Origin of the sequence: Kitasatospora sp. NPDC018619 (genome assembly GCF_044391605.1) — a bacterium.
In the GTDB taxonomy this organism is placed as follows: domain Bacteria; phylum Actinomycetota; class Actinomycetes; order Streptomycetales; family Streptomycetaceae; genus Kitasatospora.
The window spans coordinates 113,727-139,245 of sequence record NZ_JBISAI010000004.1 but is presented as its reverse complement, the minus strand read 5'-3'; the positions used below and the strand labels follow the sequence as shown (position 1 = coordinate 139,245).

The following is a 25,519-nucleotide window of genomic DNA, read 5'->3' as shown; positions in this document are numbered from 1 at the left end:
GCGGGGGCCCTTGACAAACCGTCAGTTCTGTGAAAGCCGCCGGGTCAGTACTGGTGGTCGGCCTGGTGCCGCGCCACGAAGGCGGCTGCCTGGGTGCGCCGCTCCATGCCCATCTTGGCGAGCAGACTGGAGACGTAGTTCTTCACCGTCTTCTCGGCCAGGTGCAACTCGTTGCCGATCTGACGGTTGGTCATCCCCTCGCCGATCAGGTCGAGGATCCGCCGCTCCTGCTTGGTGAGCTGGGCGAGCCGCTCGTCCTCCTTCTCGCCGCCGTCGCGCAGCCGGGCGAGCACCCTGCTGGTGGCGACCGGGTCGAGCAGCGAGCGGCCGGCCGCGACGTCCCGGACGGCGGTGATCAGGTCGGTGCCGCGGATCGCCTTCAGCACGTAGCCGGAGGCGCCGGCCATGATCGAGTCGAACAGCGCTTCGTCGTCCGAGAACGAGGTCAGCATCAGGCACTTGATCTCCGGCAGCCTGGACCGGACCTCGCGGCAGACCTCGACGCCGTTGCCGTCCGGCAGCCGGACGTCGAGCACCGCCACGTCCGGGTGGACCGCCGGGATCCGGGTGAGCGCCTCGGCGGCGGTGCCGGCCTCGCCGACCACCTCGATGTCGTCCTCGACCGAGAGCAGGTCGTGCACGCCCCGCCGGACGACCTCGTGGTCGTCGAGCAGGAACACCCTGATTCGTCCGTTATCAGTCACGTCCAAAGCCTCCCATATCACCGTACGAAAGACCTGTCACTCACATCTCCCCACCCCCGCGATCCGGCCGGGACCGTCCGAAACCGATACCGAGAACCCCCTTACGTACGGGCGTCCGCCCGGATAACGTGCGCTGGTGTCCTGAAGGCGCTCGAATTGAGAGCTGCGTCACGCCGGCCGTCACCCCCACCCTTTCGACGGCGAGCCGAACGCGGCACCCTCGGGGTTGTAGGCCCTGAACAAGTAGGACGTCCTAGCGCAAGCGCGTCGAGGGCGGACGCTGGGTAACGTTCTCGTGAGGGACGCCGTCGGAACAGGATCACCACCTGCCCCGCAGTGGGAGCGCACACCCACGCGCGCCCCGCGAGGCGGTGACCGGACCGGTCACCGGCGACCCCGGGCGGCCGGACAGACCGAGGAGTGAACGTGACCGTCAAAAGCACGGCGAGGGCTCGCAAGAAGGCGGCCCCCGGCGTCCCTGACACCCTCCGTGCCACGGGCAAGGACGCCCAGCCGGAGCTCGTCCAGCTGCTCACGCCGGAAGGCGAGCGGGTCGAGCACCCGGACTACCCCCTCACCACCACTCCCGAGGAGCTGCGCGCCCTCTACCGCGACCTGGTGCTGGTGCGCCGGTTCGACGGCGAGGCCACCGCGCTGCAGCGCCAGGGCGAGCTCGGCCTGTGGGCCTCGCTGCTCGGCCAGGAGGCCGCCCAGGTCGGCTCCGGCCGGGCCATGCGCCCCGGCGACTACGCCTTCCCCACCTACCGCGAGCACGGCGTGGCCTGGTGCCGCGACGTCGACCCGCTGAACCTGCTCGGCATGTTCCGCGGCGTGAACCACGGCGGTTGGGACCCGAACGAGAAGAACTTCCACCTGTACACCATCGTGATCGGCGCGCAGGCCCTGCACGCCACCGGGTACGCGATGGGCATCAGCAAGGACGGCGCCGACGACGCGGTGATCGCGTACTTCGGCGACGGCGCCTCCAGCCAGGGCGACGTCAACGAGGCCTTCACCTTCGCCTCGGTCTACAACTCGCCGGTGGTCTTCTTCTGCCAGAACAACCAGTGGGCGATCTCCGAGCCCACCACCACCCAGACCAGGATCCCGCTGTACCGCCGCGCCTCCGGCTTCGGCTTCCCGGGCGTCCGGGTCGACGGCAACGACGTGCTGGCCTGCCTCGCGGTCACCCGCTGGGCGCTCGACCACGCCCGCAGCGGCAACGGCCCGGTCCTGATCGAGGCGTTCACCTACCGGATGGGCGCCCACACCACCTCCGACGACCCCACCCGCTACCGGCACGCCGAGGAGACCGAGGCCTGGAAGGCCAAGGACCCGATCACCCGGCTCCGCGCCCTCCTGGAGAAGGAGGGCCTGGCCGACGAGGAGTTCTTCGCCGCCGTCGACGCCGAGAGCGAGCAGCTGGGGCTGCGGGTGCGCGAGGGCGTGCGCAGCATGCCGGACCCGGACCCGACCCTGATCTTCGACCACGTGTACAGCGAGCCGCACGCGCTGGTCGATGAGGAACGGGCCGAGTACGTCGAGTACGCGGCCTCCTTCGAGGCGGGGGAGACCCACTGATGGCCGGTCAGCTGAGCATCGCCAAGGCGCTGAACGGAGCGCTGCGCAAGTCGCTGGAGAACGACCCGAAGACTGTCCTGATGGGCGAGGACATCGGCAAGCTCGGCGGCGTCTTCCGGATCACCGACGGCCTCCAGAAGGACTTCGGCGAGGACCGGGTGATCGACACCCCGCTCGCCGAGTCCGGCATCATGGGCACCGCGATCGGCCTGGCGCTGCGCGGCTACCGCCCCGTCGTGGAGATCCAGTTCGACGGCTTCGTCTACCCGGCCTTCGACCAGATCGTCTCCCAGCTGGCCAAGATGCACGCCCGGGCGCTGGGCCACGTCAAGCTGCCGGTCACCGTGCGCATCCCCTACGCGGGTGGCATCGGCGCGGTCGAGCACCACAGCGAGTCGCACGAGGCGTACTTCGCGCACACCGCCGGCCTGCGGGTGGTCACCCCGGCCAGCGCGCACGACGCGCACTGGATGCTGCGGCAGTCGATCGAGTCCGACGACCCGGTGATCTTCCTGGAGCCCAAGCGCCGCTACTGGGACAAGGGCGAGGTCGGCGACGCCGCCGACCTGGGCCTGCACGACGCCCGGATCGTCCGGCCCGGCACCGACGCGACGCTGATCGCGTACGGCCCGATGGTCAAGGTCTGCCTGGAGGCCGCCGCGGCCGCCGAGGAGGACGGCCGCCGGCTGGAGGTCGTCGACCTGCGCTCGCTCTCCCCGGTGGACTTCGCCGCCCTGGAGGAGTCGGTCAAGCGCACCGGTCGGGCCGTCGTGGTGCACGAGGCGCCGGTCTTCCTGGGCATGGGCGCCGAGCTGGCCGCCCGGCTCACCGAGAAGTGCTTCTACCACCTGGAGGCACCGGTCCTGCGGGTCGGCGGCTACCACGCGCCGTATCCGCCGTCCCGGGTCGAGGAGGCTTTCCTGCCCGACCTGGACCGCGTGCTCGACGCCGTCGACCGCGCGCTCGCGTACTGATCACGGGGAGCGAAGATGACCACCGAAGTTCGCTCGCTCCGCGAGTTCAAGATGCCCGACGTGGGCGAGGGCCTCACCGAGGCCGAGATCCTCAGCTGGTACGTCAAGCCGGGTGACACCGTCACCGACGGGCAGGTCGTCTGCGAGGTGGAGACCGCCAAGGCGGCGGTGGAGCTGCCGATCCCGTTCAACGGGGTGGTCGAGCGGCTGCACTTCCCCGAGGGCGCGACGGTCGACGTCGGCACCGTGATCATCTCGGTCGCGGTGGCCGGGGCGGCGGGGGCCGAGGCTCCGGCCACCCCCGCCCCCGCCGAGGCCGCGGCTCCGGCGGCTGCCGCGGAGGCCGAGCCCGAGCGGCGCGAGGTGCTGGTCGGGTACGGCCCGCGCACCGGCGCCGCCCAGCGCCGGGCCCGGCGGACGACCACCACCAAGGTCGCCGCGACCAGGCCCGCTCCGGCCGCGGCCCCGGAGGCCCCGGCGGCTGCGGCCCCGGCCCCGGCCCCGACTCCGGCCGTCGAAGCGGCCGGCGGGGAGCGGCCGTTGGCCAAGCCGCCGGTGCGCAAGCTGGCCAAGGACCTCGGCGTGGACCTGCGCGCCGTCACCCCGACCGGCCGGGACGGCGTGATCACCCGCGAGGACGTGCACGCCCACGCCGCCGCCCAGGCCGCCCCGGCCGCCCCGGCGGTCGAGACCGCCGCCGAGCCGGCCGTGCTGCCGGCGCCGGTGTCCGCCGCGGGCGACGTCCGGGTGCCGGTCAAGGGGGTCCGCAAGGCGACCGCGCAGGCGATGGTGGCCTCGGCCTTCACCGCCCCGCACGTGACCGAGTTCGTGCAGGTCGACGTGACCCGCACGATGAAGTTCGTCCGCCGGCTCAAGGAGAGCGGCGAGCTGGGCCGGGACGTCCGGGTCAGCCCGCTGCTGATCGTCGCCAAGGCGCTGGTCACCGCGATCAAGCGGCACCCGGAGATCAACGCGCAGTGGGACGAGGCGGCCCAGGAGATCGTCCTCAAGGGCCAGGTGAACCTCGGCATCGCCGCGGCCACCCCGCGCGGCCTGATCGTCCCGAACATCAAGGACGCCGGGTCCAAGACCCTCGCGGGCCTGGCCGCCTCGCTCGGCGAGCTGGTCGAGACCGCCCGTCAGGGCAAGACCCCGCCGGCCGACATGCAGGGCGGCACGATCACCATCACCAACGTCGGCGTCTTCGGCGTCGACACCGGCACTCCGATCCTCAACCCGGGCGAGGCCGCCATCCTGGCCTTCGGCGCGGTCCGGGAGCTGCCGTGGGTGCACAAGGGCAAGGTGGTCCCGCGTCAGGTGACCACGCTCGCGCTCTCCTTCGACCACCGCCTGGTGGACGGGGAGCTGGGCTCCAAGGTGCTGGCCGACGTGGCCGCGCTGCTGGAGCGCCCGAAGCGCCTGATCACCTGGGGCTGACGGCCCCGGGGGCCGCAGAAGGGGCCTTCCCCCGCACCATCGTGCGGGGGAAGGCCCCTTCCGCTGTGACCGCCCGTCCGACTACCGCTGGGGACGGAGTCGGCGCACGGCGACCAGGACGCCGGCTCCGAGGGCCAGGAACAGCCCGGAGCCGAGGGCGAGGAAGGTGTTGGTGCCGGAGGAGCCGGTCTGGGCGAGTTCGGGGGTGCCGGCGGGTGCGGTGGTGGCCGGGGCGGCGGTCGGGGCGGTGCCCTCGGCCTTGCCGGTCCCGGCGGCCTTCTCGGCGGCGGGCTCGGCCTCCTTGGCCTCCTTGGTCGGCGTGGGCTTGGGCTTGGCCGGGACGGTCGGCTTGGCGGGCGCCGCCGGGTGCACCACCGCGACCTCGGTGCTGGCGCCCCGGCCCTCGTTCGGTGCGACGGTGACCTGGAGCCCGTCGATGCCCTTGGCGACGTCGGCGGAGAGCGCGAGCCGGAAGCGGTAGTCGACAGAGCGGCCGTCGGCGAGCGGCGCGCCCAGGGACGGGACGGTGCCCCCGACCGCCGGGTCGCAGCCGTTGCGCAACGTCACGCGCTTCCAGCTGCCGTTCGACATGACCTCGGCGGTGACCTGGGAGGGCTTCGGGGTGGCGCCCTTCGTGTTGAAGACCGAGATGCCGGGGAAGATCCGGTGGTAGTCGGCGCCCGTCCTGTTGGAGAACCGCACGCTGAACTCCACCGCGGGGCCGCCGGCCGTGATCGCGGCGGGGGCCTTGAGGAACGCGCTGGTGGCGCCCTGGCCGTGCAGCTCGACGGACCGGTCCTGCTCGTCCGCGGCGGAGGGCTTCGCCGGAGCGGTGACGGGTGCGTCGTCCGGGGCGCCGCAGGCCCAGGCGGTGTCGGTGGCGAGCAGCTGCACGCCGCCGACGAGGACGGCGGTCGCGGCGAGGGTGGCGAGGCGGCGGCGGCCGGAGCCCACGCGGTCGTTCTTCGCGAAACGGTTGATAACGGACAGGCGCATGACGTGACTCCCCAATGGTCATGGGCGAACGGTGTGTGGAGGTGAAGACGGCCGGCCCCGCTCCTGTCGGGCGGGAGCCCCCCGGGCTCTGCCGGTCTCGTGCCTTCACTGGTATGGACGCGCATCCCCGGCGGGGGTTGCAGGCGGATTCGAAGAAGTTTTTCGGGCTGTCCGGGGGCCTCGGCGGTCCGGCCCCGCGGGCGGGGTCAGCGCTGGTGGCGCAGCCGGCGCACGGCGACCAGGACGCCGGCTCCGAGGGCGCGGCGGCCGGAGAGCGAGCGGCCATTCTTCGCAAAACGGTTAATAACGGACGTGCGCATGGCGTAGGTCCCCAGGGAGGTCGTGCTGGTGGTGTGAGTGGGTGAAGACGGCCGGCTCCGCTCCGCGTGAGTGGAAGCGCCCCCCGGCTCCGCCGGTCTCGCTCTCCGTGCCTTCATCCGTATAGACGCGCGTCCCCGGCGGGGGTTGCAGGCGGATCCAAAAAACTTTTCGGGGTTCCCCCGGCGGGCCTCGGAGGCCTTCCGAGTGATGGTTGGTATGACCTGAATGATCCGGAAAGTACGGATCGTTCGGCCAGGTCGGTGACTTTTTCGCGGCCGGACAGGGGAGTCCCGGCCGCCCGGGTACGTCTCCGCTCCCCCACCCGGGCGACGCCGGGTGCCCGGACCCCGGAGGACGCACCGCATGCCGCCTGGCAACCCTGGCCGTCTCGTCCGGAGTCTGGCCGCACTCGTGCTGGTGTCCGCCGCCGCCCTCCCGGCCGGCCTGGAGCTGTTCGGCCCCTCGCCGTTCGGCGTGATCGGGGCGGGGGCCCCGGCCGACCGCGCGGTGCCCCCGCACACCGCCCTCCGCGCCGACCAGCGGATATCCGCGGCCGCCCCGACCGTCGACATACGCCGCACCGGGGACCCGGCCAACCGGATCACCCTGGTGCTGCTGGGCGACGGCTACACGGCCGGCGAGCAGGACCTCTTCCGGCGGCAGGCCGACCGGGCGTGGCACGCGCTGATGGACATCGAGCCGTTCCGCACCTACCAGGGCTTCTTCAACATCCGCCGGGTCGAGGTGGTCTCCCCGGTCTCCGGGATCGCCGAGTCCGGGAGCCGCGGCCACCGGCCCACCACCCCGCTGGGCATGCACTTCTGGTGCGAGGGCACCGCCCGGCTGCTCTGCGCCGACGAGGCCGCCACCGCCCGGTACGCGGGGACGGGCGCCGGGCCGCAGTACCTGATAGCCCTGGCCAACTCCACCGAGTACGGCGGGGCCGGCGGCACCGGGGTGACCACCCTGGCGGGCGGCAGCCCGGACGCCGGGCGGATCATCCAGCACGAGATCGGGCACACCGTGGGGGACCTCGGCGACGAGTACGACAGTGCCCCGGACGACGCCGACTACCCGAACCTCGCCACCGTCAACGCCGACGAGATGCGTCGGAAGCAGACCAAGTGGTGGCGCTGGCTGGGCGCCGAGTCCCCGGACGGCGCCGGGGTGATCGGGGCGTACCGCAGTGCCAACGGCCTCTACCGGCCCACCCCGGACTCGGTGATGCGCACCCTGGGCAGCGCGTACAACCTCCCCTCGCGGGAGGCGATCATCGAGGAGCTGTACCGCAGGGTCCGGCCGACGGACGCCCCGGTGCCGGCCCCCGGCGAGGTGTCCGGGCGGCCCCGGCTGGACGTCCGGCCGCTGCCGCTGACCGGCCCGCGCCGGCTGAGCGTGGAGTGGAAGGTGGACGGCGTCCCGGTGGTGCCGCAGTCCCCGGACGGCTCCTGGCTGGACACCGCGGCGCTGGAACTGGCCCCGGGCCGGACGGCCACCGTGACGGCGACCGTCCGGGACACCACCGACTGGGTGCGGGACGAGGCCTTCCGGGAGCGCTACATGACCCGTTCGGTGTCCTGGACGCTGACCGGCTGAGGCCGGACCGGCCGCCGGACCGCCCGGATCCGCACCAGGACCGCTCCCGGATCCGCACCCCCCGATCAGGCCCCGGTCGGGCCCCCGATCAGGCCCCGATCAGGCCTCGGTCAGGCCGGATCAGGCCGGAGCAGGACCGGATCTGGGCGTCGGATCATAGGATGACTAATCTGGTCGGACTATGACCGTGGAGCCCGCTCGTTCAGCCCCGTCCCTGTCCGTCCCCGCTCCCCGATCCACCGCCGAGCCCCCGGCCCGGCCCCGGTCCGCGCCCGAGCCGCCCGGCGGCCGCGCGGCCTGGCTGGCCTGGTCCGTCGGCGTCAGCGTCTACATCCTGGCCGTCATCCACCGCACCAGCCTGGGCGTGGCCGGACTGGACGCCGCCGACCGCTTCGGCATCGGTGCCTCGGCGCTCTCCACCTTCTCGATCCTCCAGGTGCTGGTCTACGCGGCCATGCAGATCCCGGTGGGCCTGCTGGTCGACCGGTTCGGGCCGCGCCGGGTGCTGCTGCTCGGCGTGCTGCTGCTGAGCACCGGCCAGCTGGCCTTCGCGTTCAGCTCCTCCTTCGGCCCCGCGCTGGCCTCCCGGGCGGTGCTCGGCTGCGGCGACGCGATGACCTTCATCAGCGTGCTGCGGATCGCCGCCCGGTGGTTCCCGGCGGCCCGGAACCCGTTCGTCGCCCAGCTGACCGGCCTGGCCGGGATGGGCGGCAACCTGGTCACCACCGTGGTGCTCGCCCGGGCGCTGCACAGCGAGGGCTGGACGCCGACCTTCACCGCGATCGCGCTGCTGGGCGTGGCGGTGTTCGCGCTGGTCGCCGTCTTCCTCCGGGACGCGCCGCCGCACGGGGAGGCCGCCCTCCGGCCCGGGCCGGGAGGGACGGACGGCGCGACCGGGACGGACGGCACGGACGGCGCGGACGGCGCCCGGCCGAAGGTCGGCCGCCAGGTCCTCGCCTGCTGGCGGGAGCCGGGCACCCGGCTCGGGCTGTGGATCCACTTCACCACCCAGTTCCCCGGCAACGCCTTCGGCCTGCTCTGGGGCCTGCCCTACCTGGTGCAGGCGCAGGGGATGACCCGAGGCGGGGCGGGCGGGCTGCTGACCCTCCTGGTGCTCAGCAACATGAGCTTCGGCTTCCTCTTCGGCCGGCTGCTCTCCGCCTCGGCGCGGGCCAGGATGCCGATCGTGCTGACCGTCATCGCGACCACCGCGCTCGGCTGGGCGCTGGTGCTGGCCTGGCCCGGCGGCCACCCGCCGACCTGGCTGCTGGTCGGGATCATCCTGGTGATGGGCAGCAACGGCCCGGCCTCGCTGGTCGGCCTCGACTACGCGCGCGCCCGCAACCCCGCGCAGCGGCTCGGCACCGCCTCCGGGATCGTCAACATGGGCGGCTTCATCGGCACGATGATCACCCTGTTCGGCATCGGGGTGCTGCTGGACGCGCTCTCCCCGGCCGGGGCCGGCGCGTACTCGGCCACCGCCTTCCGCTGGGCGTTCTGCTGGCAGTACGTCCCGCTGGCGGTGGGCACGGCGATGATCCTGCGGCTGCGCCGGAAGGTCGCGGCGCAGGCGGGCTGAGCCCGGAGCCCGCCGGCCCCGGGCTCGCGGGCTCCGGGCCTCAGAGGGTGACCGAGAAGTTGGCCAGCACCCGTTCGGCGAGCTCCCGGTCGCCCTCGACGGTGACCGGGCCGGGCCGGCCGCGGCCGCAGGCGAGCCGCAGGTACGTCTCCCAGTCCATGGTGAGCTGGACGTCCGGCGCCAGGCTGATCGACTCGTCCACGGTGCAGCGGCCGGCGGCGTCCACCCGGACGGTGCGCAGGAACTCCACCGGGCCGGTGACGTCCAGCACCAGGGCCGTCCCGGCCGGCACCCCGGCCTTGTCGGAGACGGCCTTGGGCAGCAGCTCCAGCAGCAGGTCCCGGGTGATCAGGGCGGCCGGGGCGTCCAGGTTGCCCGGGACCTCCAGGGCCCGGCGCAGGTCCTGCTCGTGCACCCAGACGTCGAAGGCCCGCATCCGCAGCAGCTCGTGGTACGGGACGTCCCTGGCCAGCGGGCCGGCCGGCCAGCGCACCGGCTCCTCGGGCGTCTGCTTGGCGTTCCGCAGCGCCCGGGAGCGGCGGATGATCGTGTACTCCAGCTCGCTGGTCATCTCCAGCGCGGTGTGGCAGCGGCGCTTGTCGACCGGCAGTTCGACGTAGCGGGCGAACTCGGTGGTCACGTGACGGAGGTCACGCGGCAGCGAGTGGATCGGGCGGGGGTCGCCGAGCAGGTCGGACTCGACCGCGATCACGTGCGAGACGACGTCCCGCACGGACCAGCCGGGGCACTCCGTGGCCCGGTTCCAGGAGCCCTCGGGAAGGGGGGCGACCAGCTCCGATATGGACTCGATGGTCTGGGTCCACGCCTCGGTGTAAGCCTGCACGGTCTGGTTGTCCGTCACGGGAATCTCCGGCCCTCCGTCAGCTTCCTTGCCGCCTGTGCCCCGCGGTCGCGGCGGACCGGGATGGTCCGGCTTTCCGGGCGCACACGCTAACCGCACGTTACGCTGCCGGGAGACAGCTGGGCAGCGCTTTCGGGTGACGATCGTAGGTCTCTTGTCGTGGACGGTGGTACTGTGCGCGCTTCATTGATCCAACTCGCGGTCTCCGACGCGGAGCCGCCCGCCGAGCGGAGGGCCCGGGCGGCGGCCCTGGTGCGGGCCCAGCAGGGCGCCGACCTGGTGGTGCTCCCGGAGCTGTGGCCCCTCGGCGGCTTCGCGTACGACCTCTGGTCGGACGGCGCGGAGACGCTGGACGGGCCCACCTCGGACGCGATGTCGGCCGCCGCCCGGGCCGCCGGGGTCTGGCTGCACGCCGGCTCGGTCGTCGAGCGCGACCCGGACGGTCCGATCTACAACACCTCGCTGCTGTTCTCCCCGGACGGCGAGCTGGTGCACACGTACCGCAAGATCCACCGCTTCGGCTTCGACAGCGGGGAGGCGGTGGTGATGGGCGCCGGGCAGGAGATCGTCACCGCCCCCACCGACTTCGCCACCCTGGGCCTGGCCACCTGCTACGACCTGCGCTTCCCGGAGCTGTTCCGGGCGCTGCTGGACGCCGGCGCGCAGCTGCTGGTGGTCCCGGCGGCCTGGCCGGCCCGGCGGCGCGAGCACTGGACGCTGCTGGCCCGGGCCCGGGCGGTGGAGGAGCAGGCCTTCGTCCTGGCCTGCAACACCGCCGGGACGCACGCCGGGGTGGAGCAGGCCGGGCACAGCATCGTGGTGGACCCGTGGGGCCGGGTCCTGGCCGAGGCGGGGGCGGACGAGGAGGTCCTGACGGTCGAGTTCGACCCGGCCGGGGTGGCCGCGGCGCGCGAGGAGTTCCCGGTGCTGCGGGACCGCCTGCTGGGGATCCCGGCGCCCGTCCAGCGCTGAGCGGGGCCGGGGCCGGGAGTTTCCGCCGGGCCTTCCGGAGGGTTGGTTCGTACCTGGGTCGATCGGGTTTGAGAAGATGAGCACTCGTCGTGTTCCCCGCCGGCCCGTGCCAGGGCCTGCCCGGTCGGCCCGCCCGAGGAGGTCGCGCCCATGCCAGACAACGGCGCAGGCGACACCCCCCGCCCCGTCATCCACCGCAACAGCCTGCGCGAACAGATCGCCGGCGCGCTGCGCGAGGAGATGATGGCCGGCCGACTCGCGGCCGGCCGCAACTTCACCGTCAAGGAGATCGCCGAGCTGTACGGCGTCTCCGCGACCCCGGCCCGCGAGGCCCTGGTCGACCTCGGCGCCCAGGGCCTGCTGCGGGCCGAGCACCACCGCGGCTTCACCGTGCCCGAGCTGGGCTGGGACGACTTCGTCGAGATCTTCGAGTCCCGGGTGCTGATCACCGACAGCTTCCACCGCCAGTACGTCGCCCGCCGGGCGCTGCCCGACCTCAGCCGGCTGCCCTCGCTGCACCGCCGGGCCGATGCCGCGGTGCGGGCCGCCCGGGCCGGGAACCTGGACGTGATGGTGGGCTGCGACCGCCGGTTCTGGCAGGAGGTCGGGGCGCTGCTCGGCAACCGCCGGATCGCCGACTACCTGGACTGGCTGCGGGTGCAGTCCTGGATGTTCGCCGCGCGCTACCTGCGGGAGCTGCCCGCGCTGGGCGGGGTCTGCTGGGAGCGCCACCAGGACCTGGTCCGGGCGATCGAGGCCCGCGACTCGGTCGGCGCGCACCGGATCGTCTGCGAGTACAACCTGTACACCGTCCGGCTGCTGGCCGGGCTGGCCGGCCAGCCGCTGGAGTCGGTGACGGTCCTGGGGCTGCTCACCGAGTTCGTCGGGCAGGAGCCGCCACCGGTGCCGGTCGAGCCCCCGCCCGCGCCGCCGGCCCCGCCGGAGCCGGCCGCCGGGCCCGTGGCCGGTGCCGCCGGCGCCGAGCGCGGCCGCCGCGGCGACGAGGTGGGCCGGGAGCTCGGCCGCGAGCTGGGCCTGGGCCTCGGCCTGGTGCCGCAGCCGCGCACCACCCCGTACGGACGGTTCGGCCGACGGCTTCCGGAGCCGCCCCCGGAGCCCCCGCGGGGACGCTCCGACCCGCACGCCGCGCCGGGCCGGTAGGGTGGGCGGGCGTCGGACCGGGCGCCCGCGAGAGGGCCGTCCGGGTACCGGCCCAGCCCCCGTCGTCGCCCCGTCTCCGCGGGCGATCCCCGCCTCCGGAGAGGAACGCCCGGCCATGGCCTGCGACCTCTGGCTCGTCCCGCTGGTGGACGTGCTGAGCCAAAGCCCCGACAACCCCTTCCGGGACGACCTCGCGCTCTACAACGCGGTGCTCGCCTCGAACGGACTGCCCGAGGTGCCGGTCTACCGCTTCGTCCCGGGTATCAGCGGCACGGTCGAGCCGATAGCCGCCTTCGACTACGACGCGCTGCACTTCCTGCGCCGCGCCTACCTGTTGGGCCTCTCCGGACTGGACGTCACCCCGGTCGACGCGCTCGGCGGCGACTACGAGCAGCTGCTGGAGATGTTCGAGGCCGGCGCCGAACAGTCGCACCTGGTCTGGCACTTCGACCACGCCGGAGCGTACGTGCCGGTCGAGTTCGCGACGCCGCTGGTGGACGACACGCTGCTCGCCTCCGGCGGGCCGCTCGGCTCCAGCCACGGGCTGCTGCGCGAACTCCAGGCCGTCGCACCGCTGCTGGGCATCGATCCGCTCAACCCGCCGGGCCCGACCAGGCCGCTCGGCCCGACCGGCCTGGAGCAGCCGTTCGGGCCGCCGATCGACGACGTGCACCCCTTCGCCCGGGAGCGGCACGCCTGGGCGGGCCTGTACGCGGCGGCGACCAGGAGCGTCGCCCAGGGCTCGATGATCGTCTTCGCCTGACCCCGGCTCCCGGCCGCCGTCCCTGGTCCACGCCCTAGCGCAGCGGCCCCTCCGGCGGCCGCTGGCGCGGCATGGTGGGCCGGGTGCCCGGCGGCGGCAGCACCCGCACCTGGGCGCCCACCCCCGGCTCGCTGCGCCCGCCCCAGGCCCCGCCGGTCTGGGTGGGCAGCTGGGTCATCGAGGCGCGGAACTCCAGCATCCACTCCGAGGTCTCGGAGCGGACCATGTCCGAGACGTCCTCGCAGAACCGGCGCAGCACGCCCAGGCAGCGCTCGGCGGCCTCGCCCGCGGTGCCCTCCGTCGGGCCGAGCACCTCGCGCACGCACTCCGAGGCCCAGTCGAACTGGAAGGCCTCCAGCCGGCGTTGCAGGGCCTGCCCGGTGGAGACGTCCCGCATCCAGCCGGAGGTGAGGCCGAAGACGCGGTCGGCGGCCAGGCAGGCGGCGGAGAGCGCGAAGCCGACGTAGCCCCAGCCGGTGCCGTGCGCGAAGGCGCCGGCCAGCTCGACCAGCGGGGCGACCACCCCGCCCACCGCGAAGCCGGCCGCGCCGAACCGCAGCAGCCGCGCCCAGTGGCGCTTCCAGATGCGGTCCCGGCGGTACCACTCGATCGCCTCGACGGCCCGCTCCTCGGACCACCGGTACAGCTCCTCCAGCCGCTCGGCGGGCTCGCCCCAGTCCCCGAGCGGGAACTGTCGGGTGCTCAGATCGGCTCGGCGGCGGGTGGAGGCCCGCCGGACGACGGCGGCGGCGGGCGGGTCCTCCTCACCGATCTCCTTGCCCCAGGCACTCTCCTCGGGCTGCATTTCCGGCTGGCTCACCTGTGGGGCTCCCTGTGGCGGGCGGACTGCTGGTCTGTCGGCGCAACGGCTGACGTGGTGTCCGCCGGTGGTTCTCCAACAGCACTTCTTACCGCCAAATGGCTGACCGTGGGGGCGCTTCTCCGGTGATCGTTACCGGTTTCGGCCAACGGAGGCCGAGGTGGGCGGGTTGCGGGAGGCGGCGAGATTTCACCCGTCCGAGCGAGGCTCCGGTGACCGCCCGTCGTGACGCGGACACCCGCTGCCGAACCGGCCCCGCCGGGCTTGGAGGATCCTCCGACCCGCTGCGCGCACGGATTCTCCCGGCTGGAGGATCAGACGGGACCGGAGAGCGGTCGGAACAGGCCACCGACTACGCTGCCAGGCGTGAAGGTCCTCGTCATCGGCGGCGGCGCCCGCGAACACGCCCTGTGCCGCTCCCTGTCCCAAGATCCCGCAGTGACCGCACTGCACTGCGCCCCCGGCAACGCCGGGATCGCGCAGGTCGCGACGGTCCACCCGGTCGACCAGCTGGACGGTGCGCAGGTCGCCGCGCTGGCCGGCCGGCTCGACGCCGACCTGGTCGTGGTCGGCCCGGAGGCCCCGTTGGTGGCCGGCGTCGCGGACGCCGTCCGGGCGGCCGGCATCCCGGTGTTCGGCCCGTCCGCCGAGGCCGCCCGGCTGGAGGGCTCGAAGGCCTTCGCCAAGGACGTGATGGCCGCCGCCGCCGTCCCCACCGCCCGCTCCTACGTCTGCACCACCGCCGCCGAGGCCGCCGAGGCGCTGGACGCCTTCGGCGCCCCGTACGTGGTGAAGGACGACGGCCTGGCCGCCGGCAAGGGCGTCGTGGTCACCTCCGACCGCGAGGCCGCGCTGGCGCACGCCGCCGCGTGCGAGCGGGTGGTCATCGAGGAGTACCTGGACGGCCCCGAGGTCTCGCTGTTCGCGATCACCGACGGCACCACCGTCGTCCCGCTCCAGCCCGCCCAGGACTTCAAGCGCGCGCTGGACGGCGACGAGGGCCCCAACACCGGTGGCATGGGTGCCTACTCGCCGCTGCCGTGGGCGCCCGCCGGGCTGGTCGAGGAGGTCCTGGAGACGGTCCTCCAGCCGACCGTGGACGAGCTGCGCCGCCGCGGCACCGCGTTCTCCGGCCTGCTGTACGCGGGCCTGGCGCTCACCTCGCGCGGCACCCGGGTGATCGAGTTCAACGCCCGCTTCGGCGACCCGGAGACCCAGGTCGTGTTGGCCCGGCTGCGCACCCCGCTGGCGGGCGTGCTGCTGGCCGCCGCCAACGGCACCCTGGAGCAGCTGGAGCCGCTGCGCTGGGACGAGGGCGCGGCCGTCACCGTGGTCGTCGCCTCCGAGGGCTACCCGGCCGCCCCGCGCACCGGCGACCCGATCGAGGGCCTGGCCGAGGCGGAGGCGGACGGCACCGCGTTCGTGCTGCACGCCGGGACGAAGGCCGACGGGGACGGCCGGGTGCTGAGCGCCGGCGGCCGCGTCCTGTCGGTCACCGCGACCGGCGCCGACCTGGCCGAGGCGCGCGAGCGCGCGTACGCCGCGGTGGACCGGATCTCCCTGAAGGGCGGCCAGCACCGCACCGACATCGCGCTCAGGGCGGCCACCGCCTGAGGCGTCCGTGCCCGCCCCGCCCGCGGCCCCCGTACGAACCGCTCGTACGGGGGCCGCGGCGCGTCCCGGCCCGGTGCGGGCGGCCGCCGGCAGGCGCGAGCGAGGCTCGAACGCCCGAGCCCACCGGTCAACCCCATGGGCGCAGTGCCGCGGGCGTTTCGGGGCCGGAGGGGCGGTGGGGGCGGACGCACCGTTCGGCCGACGGATTCCAGCCCATCGGGTGACAGCACCCGCATCCGGCTGACGCAACCGGCTGCCCGGCCTTATGGTGCGCTGGATCGCGGTGCGCGGCGCCCGCGCGCCGGGGTCGCCGCCGGGTAGCGGTGCTCCCACGGGGGGATGCTGGACGGCGTCCGGTCGGGCGGTCCTCGGGTGCTTCGCACCGGACCGGCCGTCGGCGACCGGTCGGCGCCACCGGAACGTCCGGGCCGGCGTCACCGGGACGACCGGCCGGTGTCACCGGGACGAGTGGAAACCGGGGTGATCCGGAACGCCCACCCGGACCGGGGCGTCGAAAATGTCAGTAGCGCCACGCAGCATGCACTACCGGGGATCGGACACCTCCGCTTCCCGGTCGGAACTGATCGTTTCGAGTCGGCTCAGGGCCCGAAGCCGGGCGCCCGAGGGCTCCGAAGGGGGTGCCGCACCGTATGGCCGCAGTCGACAACGCGCGCGCTCACGCCCAGGCGGTCCTGCGGGTCCGAGGCCTCGCCCGGGCCGCCGCCGTCCTGCCCGCCGCCGTCGCGGTGGTCCTGCTCGCGGGCCGGTTCACCGGCCGGATCGGCGCGCCCGGGGCCGCCGACGCGACGGGCTGGGACGTCGTCCGCTGGGTGGTCTGCGCGGTCGCCGCGCTGACCCTGCTGGTGGCCGGGCTGACCGCCCGGGCCCTGCGCCGGGCCGTCCCGCCGCACACCCCGGCCGTCCCGCTGGACCGCGCCGGGGCCCCCGAGCTGTACCGGCTGATCGACGAGCTGGCGGACCGGCTGGACGTGCCCGCGCCCTCCGCCGTCGCCCTCACCCCGGACTGCGACAGCTGGCTGGAGGACGTCCCGGCGACCGGCCGGCCGTCCCCGTCCCCGTCCCCGTCCTTGCCTCCGGCGCAGGCGCCGGGCGCTGCGCGGGATCCCGCGGAGCCCGCCCCCGTCCTGGTGATCGGCTCGCCCTTCCTCTGGTGGATGCGGGCCGGCGAGCTGCGCGCCCTGCTGGCCCCCGTGGTGGCCGGCACCGCCGCCTCCGCCGACCCGGAGATCGCGGCCGCCCGCCGCTTCCTGCGCCGCCTGGACGCCTGCCTGGACTCCGGCGGCGGCGTGGCCCCCGGCCTCGGCGGCGGCACCCTGGCCGCTCCGCCCCGGCCGCCCCGGCGGGGGCCGGCGGGCCTCGCCGACCGGGTCGTGCGCCGAGTGGTCCGCCGCCTGCTCGGCGCCTGCCGGGGCCACTCCGCCGAGCTGGAGCGCTCGGTCGCGGCCTGGGCCTCCGAGCAGGCCAGGTCGGTCGACTACGGCCTGCGGATCGCCGCCCAGGAGCAGGTCGGCCTGGCCTACGCGGGCTGGGACCGGCTGCTCACCCGGGTCGCGCTGCCCGCCTGGCGGCTCGGCCGCCACCCCTCGCACCTCAACGCCGGCGTGGTCGCCGCGCTCACCGAACTGTCCCGGCGCGACCGGCTGGCCGACGGCTACGGCAGCCGGCTCGGCGACCGCCCCGCCTGCGACCTGCTGGAGGAGCCCGGAACCGTCGACCGGGCGGTCTCCCGGCTCGCCGCGGACCTCTTCTTCGGCCGCCCCGCGGCCGGCGGCTGGCACGAGCTGGAGTGGCCCGACTACCCGGCCGAGGTGGTGGACGCCGGCTGGCGGGCCGGCGCCGCAGCGCTCCAGACCGCGCTGGACCGGCTCGCCCCGCAGGCCCGCCCCGGCGCCCCGACCCTCACCCGGCTGCTCGGCCGGCTCGCCGAGGGCGACGGCGAACTGCTGGCCGCCGCGCTCACCGCCCAACTGGCCCGCACCACCGCCCCGGCCCCGCTGCTCGAACCCGACCGCAGCGGCCGCGACCTGCTGGTCGACCACGTCACCGCGATGGTCTGCTGCGCCGCCGTGGACACCGCGGGCGGCGTCCCCGGCCTGGACTGGCTGGACGGACCGGTGCTGCTGCTCCGCGGGGTGCGCCGCACCGACCTGGCCGGCCCCGTCGCCCAGGCCGTCGAGCAGGGGCAGGACGGCCCGCTGCGCGCCTGGCTGGACGCCGCCGACGTCCGCCTGGAGAAACCCGTCCGCCTCTGACGTCCCGGGCGTCCCAGGAGGGCGCTCGGGCCTGCGCTGCGCGCCCCCAAAAAGACCGGCTGCCAGGCGTCTTCGCAGGCCGGAGGCCCTGTCCGGGAGGCGCGTGAGATTGCCCGCACCAATCGCTACCGGAGGGTGACCTCGCGGCAGCACTCTGTGGTGTATTAGACCGCACGCACATCCGGGGGGCACGTGCCAACCGGGCGGAGGTGCACCTGGGAGGGGCGCGTGGGGACGGAACTCAACCGCCGCTGGGAGTCGGGGACGCACGCCTACAGCGTCTCGGACCCCTTCGGCCAGGGCCCGCTGCCCTGGCTGCGCAGCCCGGACCAGTACCTGGCCGGGGCGGAGGGCGCCGTCCCCTGGTACGTCTCGGTGGACGCCCCCGGCCAGCAGCCGCTCGCCGCGGGCACCCGCCCCAAGCCCTCGGTCGGCAGCCCGCAGGGCGCCAACGACGTGGACCAGCAGATCAAGGGCTTCGCCTCGGCCGGGGTGATCCGCCCCGGCGGCTCGGTGGACTTCCGGGTCACCGTCAACCCGCCCCGCGAGTTCACCGTGGACGTCTTCCGGATCGGCCACTACGGCGGCGACGGCGCCCGCTTCATGACCACCACCCCGCACATCGCCGGCCTCGCCCAGCCCGCCCCGCTGGTGGCGGACCGGACGGTCTCCTGCCACCACTGGTGGCACTCCTGGCGGCTCCAGATCCCGTCGCACTGGAAGCCCGGCGCCTACGTCGCCGTGCTGACCACCGCGGACATGCTGCACCGCAGCCACATCCCCTTCACCGTCCGGGACCCGGACGACCGGGCGCGCGCCGCCGAGCTGCTCCTGGTGCTCCCGGACGTGACCTGGCAGGCGTACAACCTGTTCCCCGAGGACGGGCGCACCGGCGCCAGCCTCTACCACGCCTGGGACGGCCGGGGCGGGCTGGTCGGCGAGCAGGAGGCGGCCGTCACCGTCTCCTTCGACCGCCCGCACGCCACCGCCGGGCTGCCGCTGCACGTCGGCCACGCGTACGACTTCATCCGCTGGGCCGAGCGCTTCGGCTACGACCTCTCCTACGCCACCGCCACCGACCTGCACGCCGGCCTGGTGGACCCGTCCCGGCACCGGGCGCTGGTCTTCCCCGGCCACGACGAGTACTGGTCCGAGCCGATGCGCCGGGCCGCCGAGCGGGCCCGGGACGGCGGCACCTCGCTGGTGTTCCTCTCCGCCAACACCATGTACTGGCGGGTCGAGCTGACCGCCGCCCCCTCCGGCGAGCCCAACCGGCTGCTCAACTGCCGCAAGCGCCAGAAGGTCCGGCCCGGCTCCCCGGCCGCCGGTGCGCCGGGCGCGGCCAGCGCGCTGTGGCGGGACGCCGGGGAGCCCGAGCAGCAGCTGCTCGGGGTCCAGTACTCGGGGAGGGTCGCCGCGCCCGTCCCGCTGGTCGCCCGGCACACCGCGCACTGGTTCTGGGACGGCACCGGCCTCCAGGAGGGCGAGGAGCTGCCCGGGCTGGTCGCCGGCGAGGCCGACCGCTACTACCCCAAGGTGGCGCTGCCCGAGTACGTCGAGCGGGTGCTGCTGGCCCACTCGCCCTACCAGGACCCGGCCGGCCGCACCCGCTACCAGGAGACCTCGCTCTACCGGGCGCCCAGCGGCGCGTACGTCTTCGCGGCCGGGACCTTCGCCTGGTCGCCCGCGCTGGGCCGCCCCGGCCTGACCGACGAGCGGATCCAGCGGGCCACCGCCAACCTGCTGGACCGACTCTGCAAGAACTAGCGCACGGGCGTCGTGAAAGACTGCGGGGGCAGTGACCTCCCCTTTCGCCGTGCCCCGCGCCGCGAACGACCCCTGAGGACTGAACACCTTGAGCGGATTTGTCACCAAGCCCGAGCCGGTCCAGGTACCCGGCCTGGTCCACCTGCACACCGGCAAGGTGCGCGACCTCTACCGCACCGAGGCGGGCGAGCTGGTCATGGTGGCCAGCGACCGGACGTCCGCCCACGACTGGGTGCTGCCGAACGAGATCCCCGACAAGGGCCGCATCCTCACCCAGCTCTCGCTGTGGTGGTTCGAGCGGATCGCCGACATCGTCCCCAACCACGTGCTCTCCACCGAGGTCCCGGCCGGCGCCCCGGCCGACTGGAAGGGCCGCACCCTGATCTGCCGCAGCCTGGACATGGTCCCGGTCGAGGCGGTCGCCCGCGGCTACCTGGCCGGCTCCGGCCTGGCGGAGTACCGGGAGAGCCGCACGGTCTGCGGCATCGCGCTGCCCGAGGGCCTGGAGAACAGCTCCGAGCTGCCCGCCCCGATCTACACCCCGGCGCTCAAGGCCGAGGTCGGCGAGCACGACGAGAACGTCTCCTACGAGGAGACGGCGCGCCGGATCGGTGCCGAGCTGGCCGCCCAGCTGCGCCGCACCACCCTGGACGTCTACGCCCGGGCCCGGGACATCGCCCGCGAGCGCGGCATCATCCTGGCCGACACCAAGTTCGAGTTCGGCCTGCTGGACGGCGAGCTGGTGATCGGCGACGAGGTGCTCACCCCGGACTCCTCCCGCTACTGGCCCGCCGACCAGTGGCAGCCGGGCCGCTCGCAGCCGTCCTTCGACAAGCAGCTGATCCGCGACTGGCTGGTCTCCCCGGCCTCCGGCTGGGACCGCTACGGCGAGCAGCCGCCGCCGGCGCTGCCGAGCGAGATCGTCGAGCGGACCAGGGCCACCTACATCGAGGTGTACGAGCGGCTGACCGGCACCAGCTGGGCCTGAGCCCGGCGACGGCCGCCCGCGGGCGCCACGGACCTCAGATCCAGCCGTGCTCGCGGGCGATCCGCACCGCCGCGTGCCGGTTCTCGGCGCCCAGCTTGGTGGCCGCCGAGGACAGGTAGTTGCGCACGGTGCCCTGGGAGAGCGAGGCGCGTTCGGCGATCCCGGCGATCGAGGTGCCGTCCGCGGCCAGCTCCAGCACGTCCGTCTCGCGCGGGGTCAGCGGGGTCTCCCCGGCACTGATCGCGTCGGCCGCGAGCTCCGGATCCACGTACCGGCCGCCGGAGCGCACGGTGCGGATGATGCCGGCCAGGTCCGAGGCCGAGACGGTCTTCGGCAGGAAGCCGCGCACCCCGACCTCCAGGGCCCGCTTCAGGTAGCCCGGGCGGCCGTGGCCGGTGACGATCATGCAGCGGCAGTCCGGCAGCAGCAGCCGCAGCTGGTCGGCCACCTCGATGCCGTCCCGGCCCGGCATCTGGAGGTCCAGCACCGCGACGTCCGGGCGGTGCGCCGTCGCCATCGCCAGGGCCTCCGTGCCGGAGCCGGCCTGGGCGACCACCTCGATGTCGTCCTCCAGCGAGAGCAGCGCGGCCAGCGCGCCCCGGATCAGGTGCTCGTCGTCGGCGAGCAGGACGCGCACGGGCGCGGCGTTCTCGGTCATCGGGCGGTTCTCTTCCTCGACGGGGGAGCGGGACGGTGGCTCAACGGGGGAGCGGGACGGTGGCGAGCATCCGGAAGACGCCCGCTCCGGCGGCCGGCACGGTCAGCTCGCCGTCGTGGGCGGCGAGCCGCTCGCGCAGCCCGTGCAGCCCGGTGCCGCTGCCCTGGGAGGGGAACGGGACGGCGGGCACCCCGTCATTCTCCAGCTCCAGCACGGCCCGCCCGTCCGCGGTGCGCAGCCGGATCAGGCAGCGGCCGGCCTCGCTGTGCCGCAGCACGTTGGTGGTGGCCTCGCGGATCACCCAGCCGAACACCGACTGGACCGGGGCCGGCAGCTCGTCGGCGTGCTCGCCGAGGTCGATCTCGCAGTCGATGTCGGCCGAGCGCAGCACCGCCCGGGCGCCGATCGCCTCGGCGTGCAGGTCGGCGGTGCGGTAGCCGCGGATGACGTCCCGGACCTCGCGCTGGGACTCCTGGGCGATCTTCTGCACCTCGGCCATCTGGTCGGCGGCCTCCGCGCGGCCCCGGCGGGCGAGCTGGACGGCGAGCTCGCTCTTCAGCGCGATGGTGGTGAGGTTGCGGCCCATCACGTCGTGCAGGTCGCGGGAGAAGCGCAGCCGCTCCTCGGCGACGGCCAGCCGGGACTGCGCCTCGCGGGCGGCGTCCAGCTCCCAGACCACCGAGGTCAGCCAGGCGAAGCTGCGGCAGGTCCCGCCGAGGAGGGGCAGCATGACCAGGGCGCCCAGCAGCAGTCCGGCGGTGCCGGCGACGCCGTGCCCGGCCAGCACCATCGCCGGCGCCACCAGCAGGAAGCCGCCCAGGGCGGCCAGCGCCGCCCTCGGCAGCGACAGCCCGACGGACGCCGGGCCGAAGGCCATGGCGAGCAGGAGCACCGTGATCGTGGCGGGGAAGGCCGTCCCCTGGGCGCCGTCCGCCCCGCCGGCGTCCGGCCCGAGCAGCAGGACGGCCCAGGAGCCGACCACCGCGAACGCGCCGCTGACGGCCAGCCGGCGGAGGTGGTCGGTGGGACGCCCCAGGTAGTGGTCGAGCGAGGCGCGGCAGGCCCGCAGGCCCAGCAGTGTCGAGGCGAGCGCGACCAGCAGGGTGGTCCGCACCGCCGGGAGGGAATCCTCCCGGCCGGCGTGCGCCCCGGCGACGACCAGCGTGCTCGGCAGCACCAGCAGCGGCATCGTGTAGAGCGACCAGCGGAAGTACAGCTCGGTGCGCTGGGGCTTGCTCAGGTCGGTCCAGCGCCGGAGCGGCGACCGCATTCTCAATTCCTCTGCCCCCAGTTCGACCACGATCCTGCTTTCGGCCTTCATATCAGAGGTCGGACCGGGGGCATTCCTTCGGATTGCCGCTCCATGGTCAGCGGCGGGGCTCCCAGCGGAAGTAGCGCACCGCGCCCCAGACCGCCAGGCCCAGCCAGATCGTCCCGGTCACCAGGTGCGGGCCGGCCGCGCCCCAGGAGCCGGCGAAACCGGTCGCGGCGGCCGAGCCGTCGGTGCCGAACCAGCCGACGCGGACCAGCTGGAAGGCCGGGGTGGTCGGCAGCAGGCGGCAGATGTCGGCCAGCTGCCTGGGCATGACCTCCAACGGCACGAACAGGCCGGAGCCGAGCTGCATCACCAGCATGAACGGCAGGGTGGTGATGCCCGCGCTCTCCACCGTCCTGGTGAAGGCGCTGGACAGCGCGGCCAGGGCGATCATGGTGGCCAGTGCCAGCAGCAGGCCGACCAGCATCAGCACCGGGTTGACCGGCACCGCCAGGTGCAGGCCGAGGCTGCCGCCGATACCGATCAGGGCGGCCATCAGCAGGGCGAGCGCGAGCGAGGGGACGGCGGTGCCGAGCAGGATCTCGATGTCCCGGGCCTCGCCGGTGCGCAGCCGCTTGAGGACCAGCTCGCCGCGCCGGCCGACGTAGGCGGCGGTCAGGTTGTAGTACACGACGAAGGCCAGGATCATTCCGACCGAGCCGTAGACCAGCAGCGAGTCGACGTCCAGGCCGGGGTTGGACTCGGCCTGCTGGGAGAGCGTGCTCTTCAGGGTGAAGACCAGGACCAGCGGCAGCACCAGGGCGGTGAACAGGGCCGTGCGGTTGCGCATCAGCAGGGTGGCCTCGGCCCGGCCGAGGGCGAGCAGTCGGCGGACGGCGGTGCTCCGCGGGGCGGTGGCGGTGGGGACGGCGGTGGTCATCGAGCGGATCCGATCAGGCGGCGGGCGGGGCGGTCGGCGGCGGCGGGCGCCTGCGGGGGGCTCTGGTGGGCGGCCTCGGAGGCGATCGCGAGGAAGGCCTCCTCCAGCGAGGCGCTGCGGGCGTCCAGGGCACCGAGCGCGATGCCGTGGTGGCGGGCCCAGCCGAGCAGGTCGGTGAGGACGTCCTGGAGCGCGAGGGTCTGCACGGTGACCTTGCGGCCGTCGATGCCGATCTCGGCCCCGGCCAGGACGGGCAGCGCGACCCCGGCGAAGTCGGGCAGTTCGAAGGTGATCCGGGAGGGCCGGCCGGCGATCACCTCGGCGACGGTGCCGGCGGTGACGACCCGGCCGCCGTGCATGATGGCCAGCCGGTCGGCCAGCTCCTCGGCCTCCTCCAGGTAGTGCGTGGTCAGCAGCACCGTGGTGCCCTGGGCGCGCAGCTCCCGGACCAGCCGCCAGACGGCGGCCCGCGCCTCCGGGTCGAGGCCGGTGCTGGGCTCGTCCAGGAAGAGCACCTCGGGGCGGCCGAGCAGGGCCATCGCCAGGTCCAGCCGGCGCTTCTCGCCGCCGGACAGCTGCTTGACCCGGACGTTCGCCCGGTGGCCGAGGCCGACCAGGTCCAGCGCCTCGGCGACGGGCCGGGCGCCGCTGGTCATGCCGGCCCAGGTGCGGCCGGTCTCGGCAGCGGTGAGCTCGCCGGAGAAGCCGCCCTCCTGGAGCATGATGCCGATCCGCGGGCGGACGGCGGCGCGCTCCCCGAAGGGGTCCCGGCCGAGCACCCGGACGCTGCCTCCGGTGGGGGCGGCGAGGCCCTCGATGACCTCCATGGTGGAGGTCTTGCCGGCCCCGTTGGTGCCGAGCAGGGCGAACAGCTCACCGCGGCGGACGGTCAGGTCGACGCCGCGGACGGCGTGGTACCCGGTGGTGCCGCCGCCGTAGTGGCGGTGCAGGTCGGTGACCTCGATCACGTCGTCGCTGGGGCGGGAGGGCCGGCTCGTTTCCATGCCCCAAGCCTTCCGCCGGCCGGGCCCCGCGGGCAGTGCGCGGTGTCATGACATCGCGGTGCGGACGCACGGGTCGGCGATGACAAATGTCATGGCCGATATCGCCGGGAGCCGGAACGGCAGTCGGAGCCGCAGCCGCCGTAGCCGGACTCCGAGTCCGAGCCGACTCCGGGGTGCCGGCTTCCGACGGGGAATGCCGAAGGGCCCCCTCGACGAGGGGGCCCTTCGGATCGGAGCGGACGACGAGATTCGAACTCGCGACCCTCACCTTGGCAAGGTGATGCTCTACCAACTGAGCCACGTCCGCAGGTCAAACTATTGAGTTGTGCTGTGCTCGCGCACTGCGAGCGGACGACGAGATTCGAACTCGCGACCCTCACCTTGGCAAGGTGATGCTCTACCAACTGAGCCACGTCCGCACGGTGCCTGGTGGGGCACCGGCCGCCTCTTCGGATCTCTCCGTTGCGGCGACGAGGAATACTCTACAGCATCGTTCGGGGTGGTCGCCCCACCCTTTCGGTCCGGGCGGGCGGGGCGACCGGGAGCGGGCTCCCGCGGGGCTCAGTTCGCCTCGGCGAACGCCTCGTACACGTGCTTGGGGATGCGGCCGCGGGCCGGCAGCTCCATCCCGCGGGACAGGGCCCAGGCGCGGACGGCGGCCGGGTCCGGGGTGAGGGCGGTCCGACGGAAGGACTTTCCGGTGCGGCTCTGGCGGCGGCCGGCGGCGACGAACGGAGCGAGGGCCTCCCGCAGCTTTTCCGCGTTGTCCACGGACAGGTCGATCTCGTACGACTTCCCGTCGACGCCGAAGTGGACGGTTTCCGCGGCGGCGCCGCCGTCCAGGTCGTCGGAGAGCGTGACAACTACACGCTGAGCCATGGGTGTCAATCCTCTCGGGCAATTCGGCCGCCGGTCCGAGGGGGTACCGGGGCCTGATGTGCACCAACTCGCGCAAGCACGTACGGGCGGGCCGGGCGGCTCGCCTGATACGCAGCACTTGCCGCGACAGGTGGCCCTATTCTGCACCCGAAGGGCGCCGAAATCGAAGAGTCCGGCATTCTTTTCCGGATATTCACGTCTCTTCGCGGGGATCCTTGATACCGGCGTGCGGGACGGGCGGATCTGTCCCCAAGTGCCGTATTCGGGTGTTCTCCGGAGGTCCGGGTTCCGAGTGCCGAATCCCGGGAAACCCGGTGGTGCCGGCGGGCGGTGAGGGGCCCGGATCCCTTGCGGCGTAAGGGTCTCGGGTCTACG

21 protein-coding genes and 2 tRNA genes are annotated in these 25,519 nt (G+C 74.2%); 12 read left to right on the top strand and 11 right to left on the bottom strand.

Annotated features, from left to right (window positions below; translation table 11 throughout):
* Positions 1-44: 44 nt before the first annotated feature.
* Entirely contained in the window at positions 45-704 is a 660-nt protein-coding gene (locus ACH5AR_RS07845) for a response regulator (protein ID WP_396300482.1), read from the bottom strand.
* A gap of 426 nt (positions 705-1,130) precedes the next feature.
* Between ACH5AR_RS07845 and pdhA the strand changes: the two genes are divergently transcribed.
* From pdhA to ACH5AR_RS07830, 3 genes are read left to right on the top strand one after another with little or no spacing between them, the layout of a single operon-like run.
* A complete protein-coding gene (gene pdhA, locus ACH5AR_RS07840; RefSeq protein WP_396300481.1) occupies positions 1,131-2,285 on the top strand; it encodes a pyruvate dehydrogenase (acetyl-transferring) E1 component subunit alpha in 1,155 nt (384 codons plus the stop codon).
* Positions 2,285-3,259, top strand: coding sequence for an alpha-ketoacid dehydrogenase subunit beta (locus ACH5AR_RS07835; RefSeq protein ID WP_396300480.1), 975 nt, complete (start codon positions 2,285-2,287; stop codon positions 3,257-3,259). Before pdhA ends, ACH5AR_RS07835 begins: the two co-directional genes overlap by 1 nt.
* Positions 3,260-3,274: 15 nt before the next feature.
* Complete coding sequence (locus ACH5AR_RS07830) at positions 3,275-4,696, top strand: dihydrolipoamide acetyltransferase family protein (protein ID WP_396300479.1); 1,422 nt, start codon at positions 3,275-3,277, stop codon at positions 4,694-4,696.
* An 81-nt stretch (positions 4,697-4,777) separates the two neighbouring features.
* Here the strand turns inward: ACH5AR_RS07830 and ACH5AR_RS07825 are convergent, their stop codons facing one another.
* On the bottom strand, positions 4,778-5,692 hold the full coding sequence (locus ACH5AR_RS07825) for an LPXTG cell wall anchor domain-containing protein (protein WP_396300478.1): 915 nt from the start codon (positions 5,690-5,692) through the stop codon (positions 4,778-4,780).
* Between the two features lie 684 nt (positions 5,693-6,376).
* Here ACH5AR_RS07825 and ACH5AR_RS07820 point away from each other — a divergent pair.
* Complete coding sequence (locus ACH5AR_RS07820) at positions 6,377-7,609, top strand: M64 family metallopeptidase (protein ID WP_396300477.1); 1,233 nt, start codon at positions 6,377-6,379, stop codon at positions 7,607-7,609.
* A gap of 181 nt (positions 7,610-7,790) precedes the next feature.
* Complete coding sequence (locus ACH5AR_RS07815) at positions 7,791-9,188, top strand: nitrate/nitrite transporter (protein ID WP_396300476.1); 1,398 nt, start codon at positions 7,791-7,793, stop codon at positions 9,186-9,188.
* A 40-nt stretch (positions 9,189-9,228) separates the two neighbouring features.
* Here the strand turns inward: ACH5AR_RS07815 and ACH5AR_RS07810 are convergent, their stop codons facing one another.
* Positions 9,229-10,050: a maleylpyruvate isomerase family mycothiol-dependent enzyme gene (locus ACH5AR_RS07810; RefSeq protein WP_396300475.1), complete on the bottom strand. Its 822-nt coding sequence runs from the start codon at positions 10,048-10,050 to the stop codon at positions 9,229-9,231.
* 174 nt (positions 10,051-10,224) lie between these two features.
* On the opposite strand from ACH5AR_RS07810, the gene ACH5AR_RS07805 reads away from it, so the two are divergent.
* From ACH5AR_RS07805 to ACH5AR_RS07795, 3 genes are all read left to right on the top strand, one after another.
* Positions 10,225-11,022, top strand: coding sequence for a carbon-nitrogen family hydrolase (locus tag ACH5AR_RS07805; protein ID WP_396300474.1), 798 nt, complete (start codon positions 10,225-10,227; stop codon positions 11,020-11,022).
* Positions 11,023-11,172: 150 nt separating this feature from the next.
* Positions 11,173-12,183, top strand: a complete 1,011-nt coding sequence (locus ACH5AR_RS07800) for a GntR family transcriptional regulator (RefSeq protein WP_396300473.1) — start codon at positions 11,173-11,175, stop codon at positions 12,181-12,183.
* 115 nt (positions 12,184-12,298) lie between these two features.
* The gene (locus tag ACH5AR_RS07795; RefSeq protein WP_396300472.1) at positions 12,299-12,946 is read left to right on the top strand and encodes a hypothetical protein; all 648 of its coding nucleotides are present in this window, start codon (positions 12,299-12,301) and stop codon (positions 12,944-12,946) included.
* 34 nt (positions 12,947-12,980) lie between these two features.
* Here ACH5AR_RS07795 and ACH5AR_RS07790 read toward each other — a convergent pair whose 3' ends face one another.
* Positions 12,981-13,766 carry an SLATT domain-containing protein gene (locus ACH5AR_RS07790; RefSeq protein WP_396300471.1) on the bottom strand — a complete coding sequence of 262 codons (786 nt, stop codon included), beginning with the start codon at positions 13,764-13,766 and terminating at the stop codon, positions 12,981-12,983.
* A 366-nt stretch (positions 13,767-14,132) separates the two neighbouring features.
* Between ACH5AR_RS07790 and purD the strand changes: the two genes are divergently transcribed.
* The 4 genes from purD (at position 14,133) to ACH5AR_RS07770 (ending at position 20,408) form a co-directional block, all read left to right on the top strand.
* Positions 14,133-15,380: a phosphoribosylamine--glycine ligase gene (gene purD, locus ACH5AR_RS07785; RefSeq protein WP_396300470.1), complete on the top strand. Its 1,248-nt coding sequence runs from the start codon at positions 14,133-14,135 to the stop codon at positions 15,378-15,380.
* A 650-nt stretch (positions 15,381-16,030) separates the two neighbouring features.
* Positions 16,031-17,653, top strand: coding sequence for a hypothetical protein (locus tag ACH5AR_RS07780; protein WP_396300469.1), 1,623 nt, complete (start codon positions 16,031-16,033; stop codon positions 17,651-17,653).
* A 228-nt stretch (positions 17,654-17,881) separates the two neighbouring features.
* On the top strand, positions 17,882-19,420 hold the full coding sequence (locus ACH5AR_RS07775) for a N,N-dimethylformamidase beta subunit family domain-containing protein (RefSeq protein WP_396300468.1): 1,539 nt from the start codon (positions 17,882-17,884) through the stop codon (positions 19,418-19,420).
* 88 nt (positions 19,421-19,508) lie between these two features.
* Complete coding sequence (locus ACH5AR_RS07770; RefSeq protein WP_396300467.1) at positions 19,509-20,408, top strand: phosphoribosylaminoimidazolesuccinocarboxamide synthase; 900 nt, start codon at positions 19,509-19,511, stop codon at positions 20,406-20,408.
* A gap of 34 nt (positions 20,409-20,442) precedes the next feature.
* On the opposite strand, the gene ACH5AR_RS07765 is transcribed toward ACH5AR_RS07770, so the two are convergent.
* The 7 genes from ACH5AR_RS07765 to ACH5AR_RS07735 form a co-directional block, all read right to left on the bottom strand.
* Positions 20,443-21,066: a response regulator gene (locus ACH5AR_RS07765; RefSeq protein ID WP_396300466.1), complete on the bottom strand. Its 624-nt coding sequence runs from the start codon at positions 21,064-21,066 to the stop codon at positions 20,443-20,445.
* Between the two features lie 40 nt (positions 21,067-21,106).
* Positions 21,107-22,336 carry a sensor histidine kinase gene (locus tag ACH5AR_RS07760; protein ID WP_396300465.1) on the bottom strand — a complete coding sequence of 410 codons (1,230 nt, stop codon included), beginning with the start codon at positions 22,334-22,336 and terminating at the stop codon, positions 21,107-21,109.
* 97 nt (positions 22,337-22,433) lie between these two features.
* Positions 22,434-23,261: an ABC transporter permease gene (locus ACH5AR_RS07755; protein WP_396300464.1), complete on the bottom strand. Its 828-nt coding sequence runs from the start codon at positions 23,259-23,261 to the stop codon at positions 22,434-22,436.
* A complete protein-coding gene (locus ACH5AR_RS07750; RefSeq protein WP_396300463.1) occupies positions 23,258-24,265 on the bottom strand; it encodes an ABC transporter ATP-binding protein in 1,008 nt (335 codons plus the stop codon). The genes ACH5AR_RS07755 and ACH5AR_RS07750 overlap by 4 nt, the downstream gene beginning before the upstream one ends.
* Positions 24,266-24,499: 234 nt before the next feature.
* Positions 24,500-24,572: transfer RNA gene (locus tag ACH5AR_RS07745), tRNA-Gly, on the bottom strand.
* A 39-nt stretch (positions 24,573-24,611) separates the two neighbouring features.
* Positions 24,612-24,684 (bottom strand) — tRNA-Gly (locus tag ACH5AR_RS07740).
* Positions 24,685-24,826: 142 nt separating this feature from the next.
* A complete protein-coding gene (locus ACH5AR_RS07735) occupies positions 24,827-25,144 on the bottom strand; it encodes an Lsr2 family protein (protein ID WP_030056585.1) in 318 nt (105 codons plus the stop codon).
* Positions 25,145-25,519: the final 375 nt, after the last annotated feature.

What these genes read in the sequence shown, in the direction of transcription:
- ACH5AR_RS07835 (WP_396300480.1), top strand. Translation starts at nt 2,285, where the DNA reads ATGGCCGGTCAGCTGAGCATCGCCAAGGCGCTGAACGGAGCGCTGCGC.
- ACH5AR_RS07830 (WP_396300479.1), top strand. Translation starts at nt 3,275, where the DNA reads ATGACCACCGAAGTTCGCTCGCTCCGCGAGTTCAAGATGCCCGACGTG.
- ACH5AR_RS07825 (WP_396300478.1), bottom strand. Translation starts at nt 5,692, where the DNA reads ATGCGCCTGTCCGTTATCAACCGTTTCGCGAAGAACGACCGCGTGGGC.
- ACH5AR_RS07820 (WP_396300477.1), top strand. Translation starts at nt 6,377, where the DNA reads ATGCCGCCTGGCAACCCTGGCCGTCTCGTCCGGAGTCTGGCCGCACTC.
- ACH5AR_RS07815 (WP_396300476.1), top strand. Translation starts at nt 7,791, where the DNA reads ATGACCGTGGAGCCCGCTCGTTCAGCCCCGTCCCTGTCCGTCCCCGCT.
- ACH5AR_RS07800 (WP_396300473.1), top strand. Translation starts at nt 11,173, where the DNA reads ATGCCAGACAACGGCGCAGGCGACACCCCCCGCCCCGTCATCCACCGC.
- ACH5AR_RS07795 (WP_396300472.1), top strand. Translation starts at nt 12,299, where the DNA reads ATGGCCTGCGACCTCTGGCTCGTCCCGCTGGTGGACGTGCTGAGCCAA.
- ACH5AR_RS07780 (WP_396300469.1), top strand. Translation starts at nt 16,031, where the DNA reads ATGGCCGCAGTCGACAACGCGCGCGCTCACGCCCAGGCGGTCCTGCGG.
- ACH5AR_RS07765 (WP_396300466.1), bottom strand. Translation starts at nt 21,066, where the DNA reads ATGACCGAGAACGCCGCGCCCGTGCGCGTCCTGCTCGCCGACGACGAG.
- ACH5AR_RS07760 (WP_396300465.1), bottom strand. Translation starts at nt 22,336, where the DNA reads ATGCGGTCGCCGCTCCGGCGCTGGACCGACCTGAGCAAGCCCCAGCGC.
- ACH5AR_RS07755 (WP_396300464.1), bottom strand. Translation starts at nt 23,261, where the DNA reads ATGACCACCGCCGTCCCCACCGCCACCGCCCCGCGGAGCACCGCCGTC.
- ACH5AR_RS07750 (WP_396300463.1), bottom strand. Translation starts at nt 24,265, where the DNA reads ATGGAAACGAGCCGGCCCTCCCGCCCCAGCGACGACGTGATCGAGGTC.
- ACH5AR_RS07735 (WP_030056585.1), bottom strand. Translation starts at nt 25,144, where the DNA reads ATGGCTCAGCGTGTAGTTGTCACGCTCTCCGACGACCTGGACGGCGGC.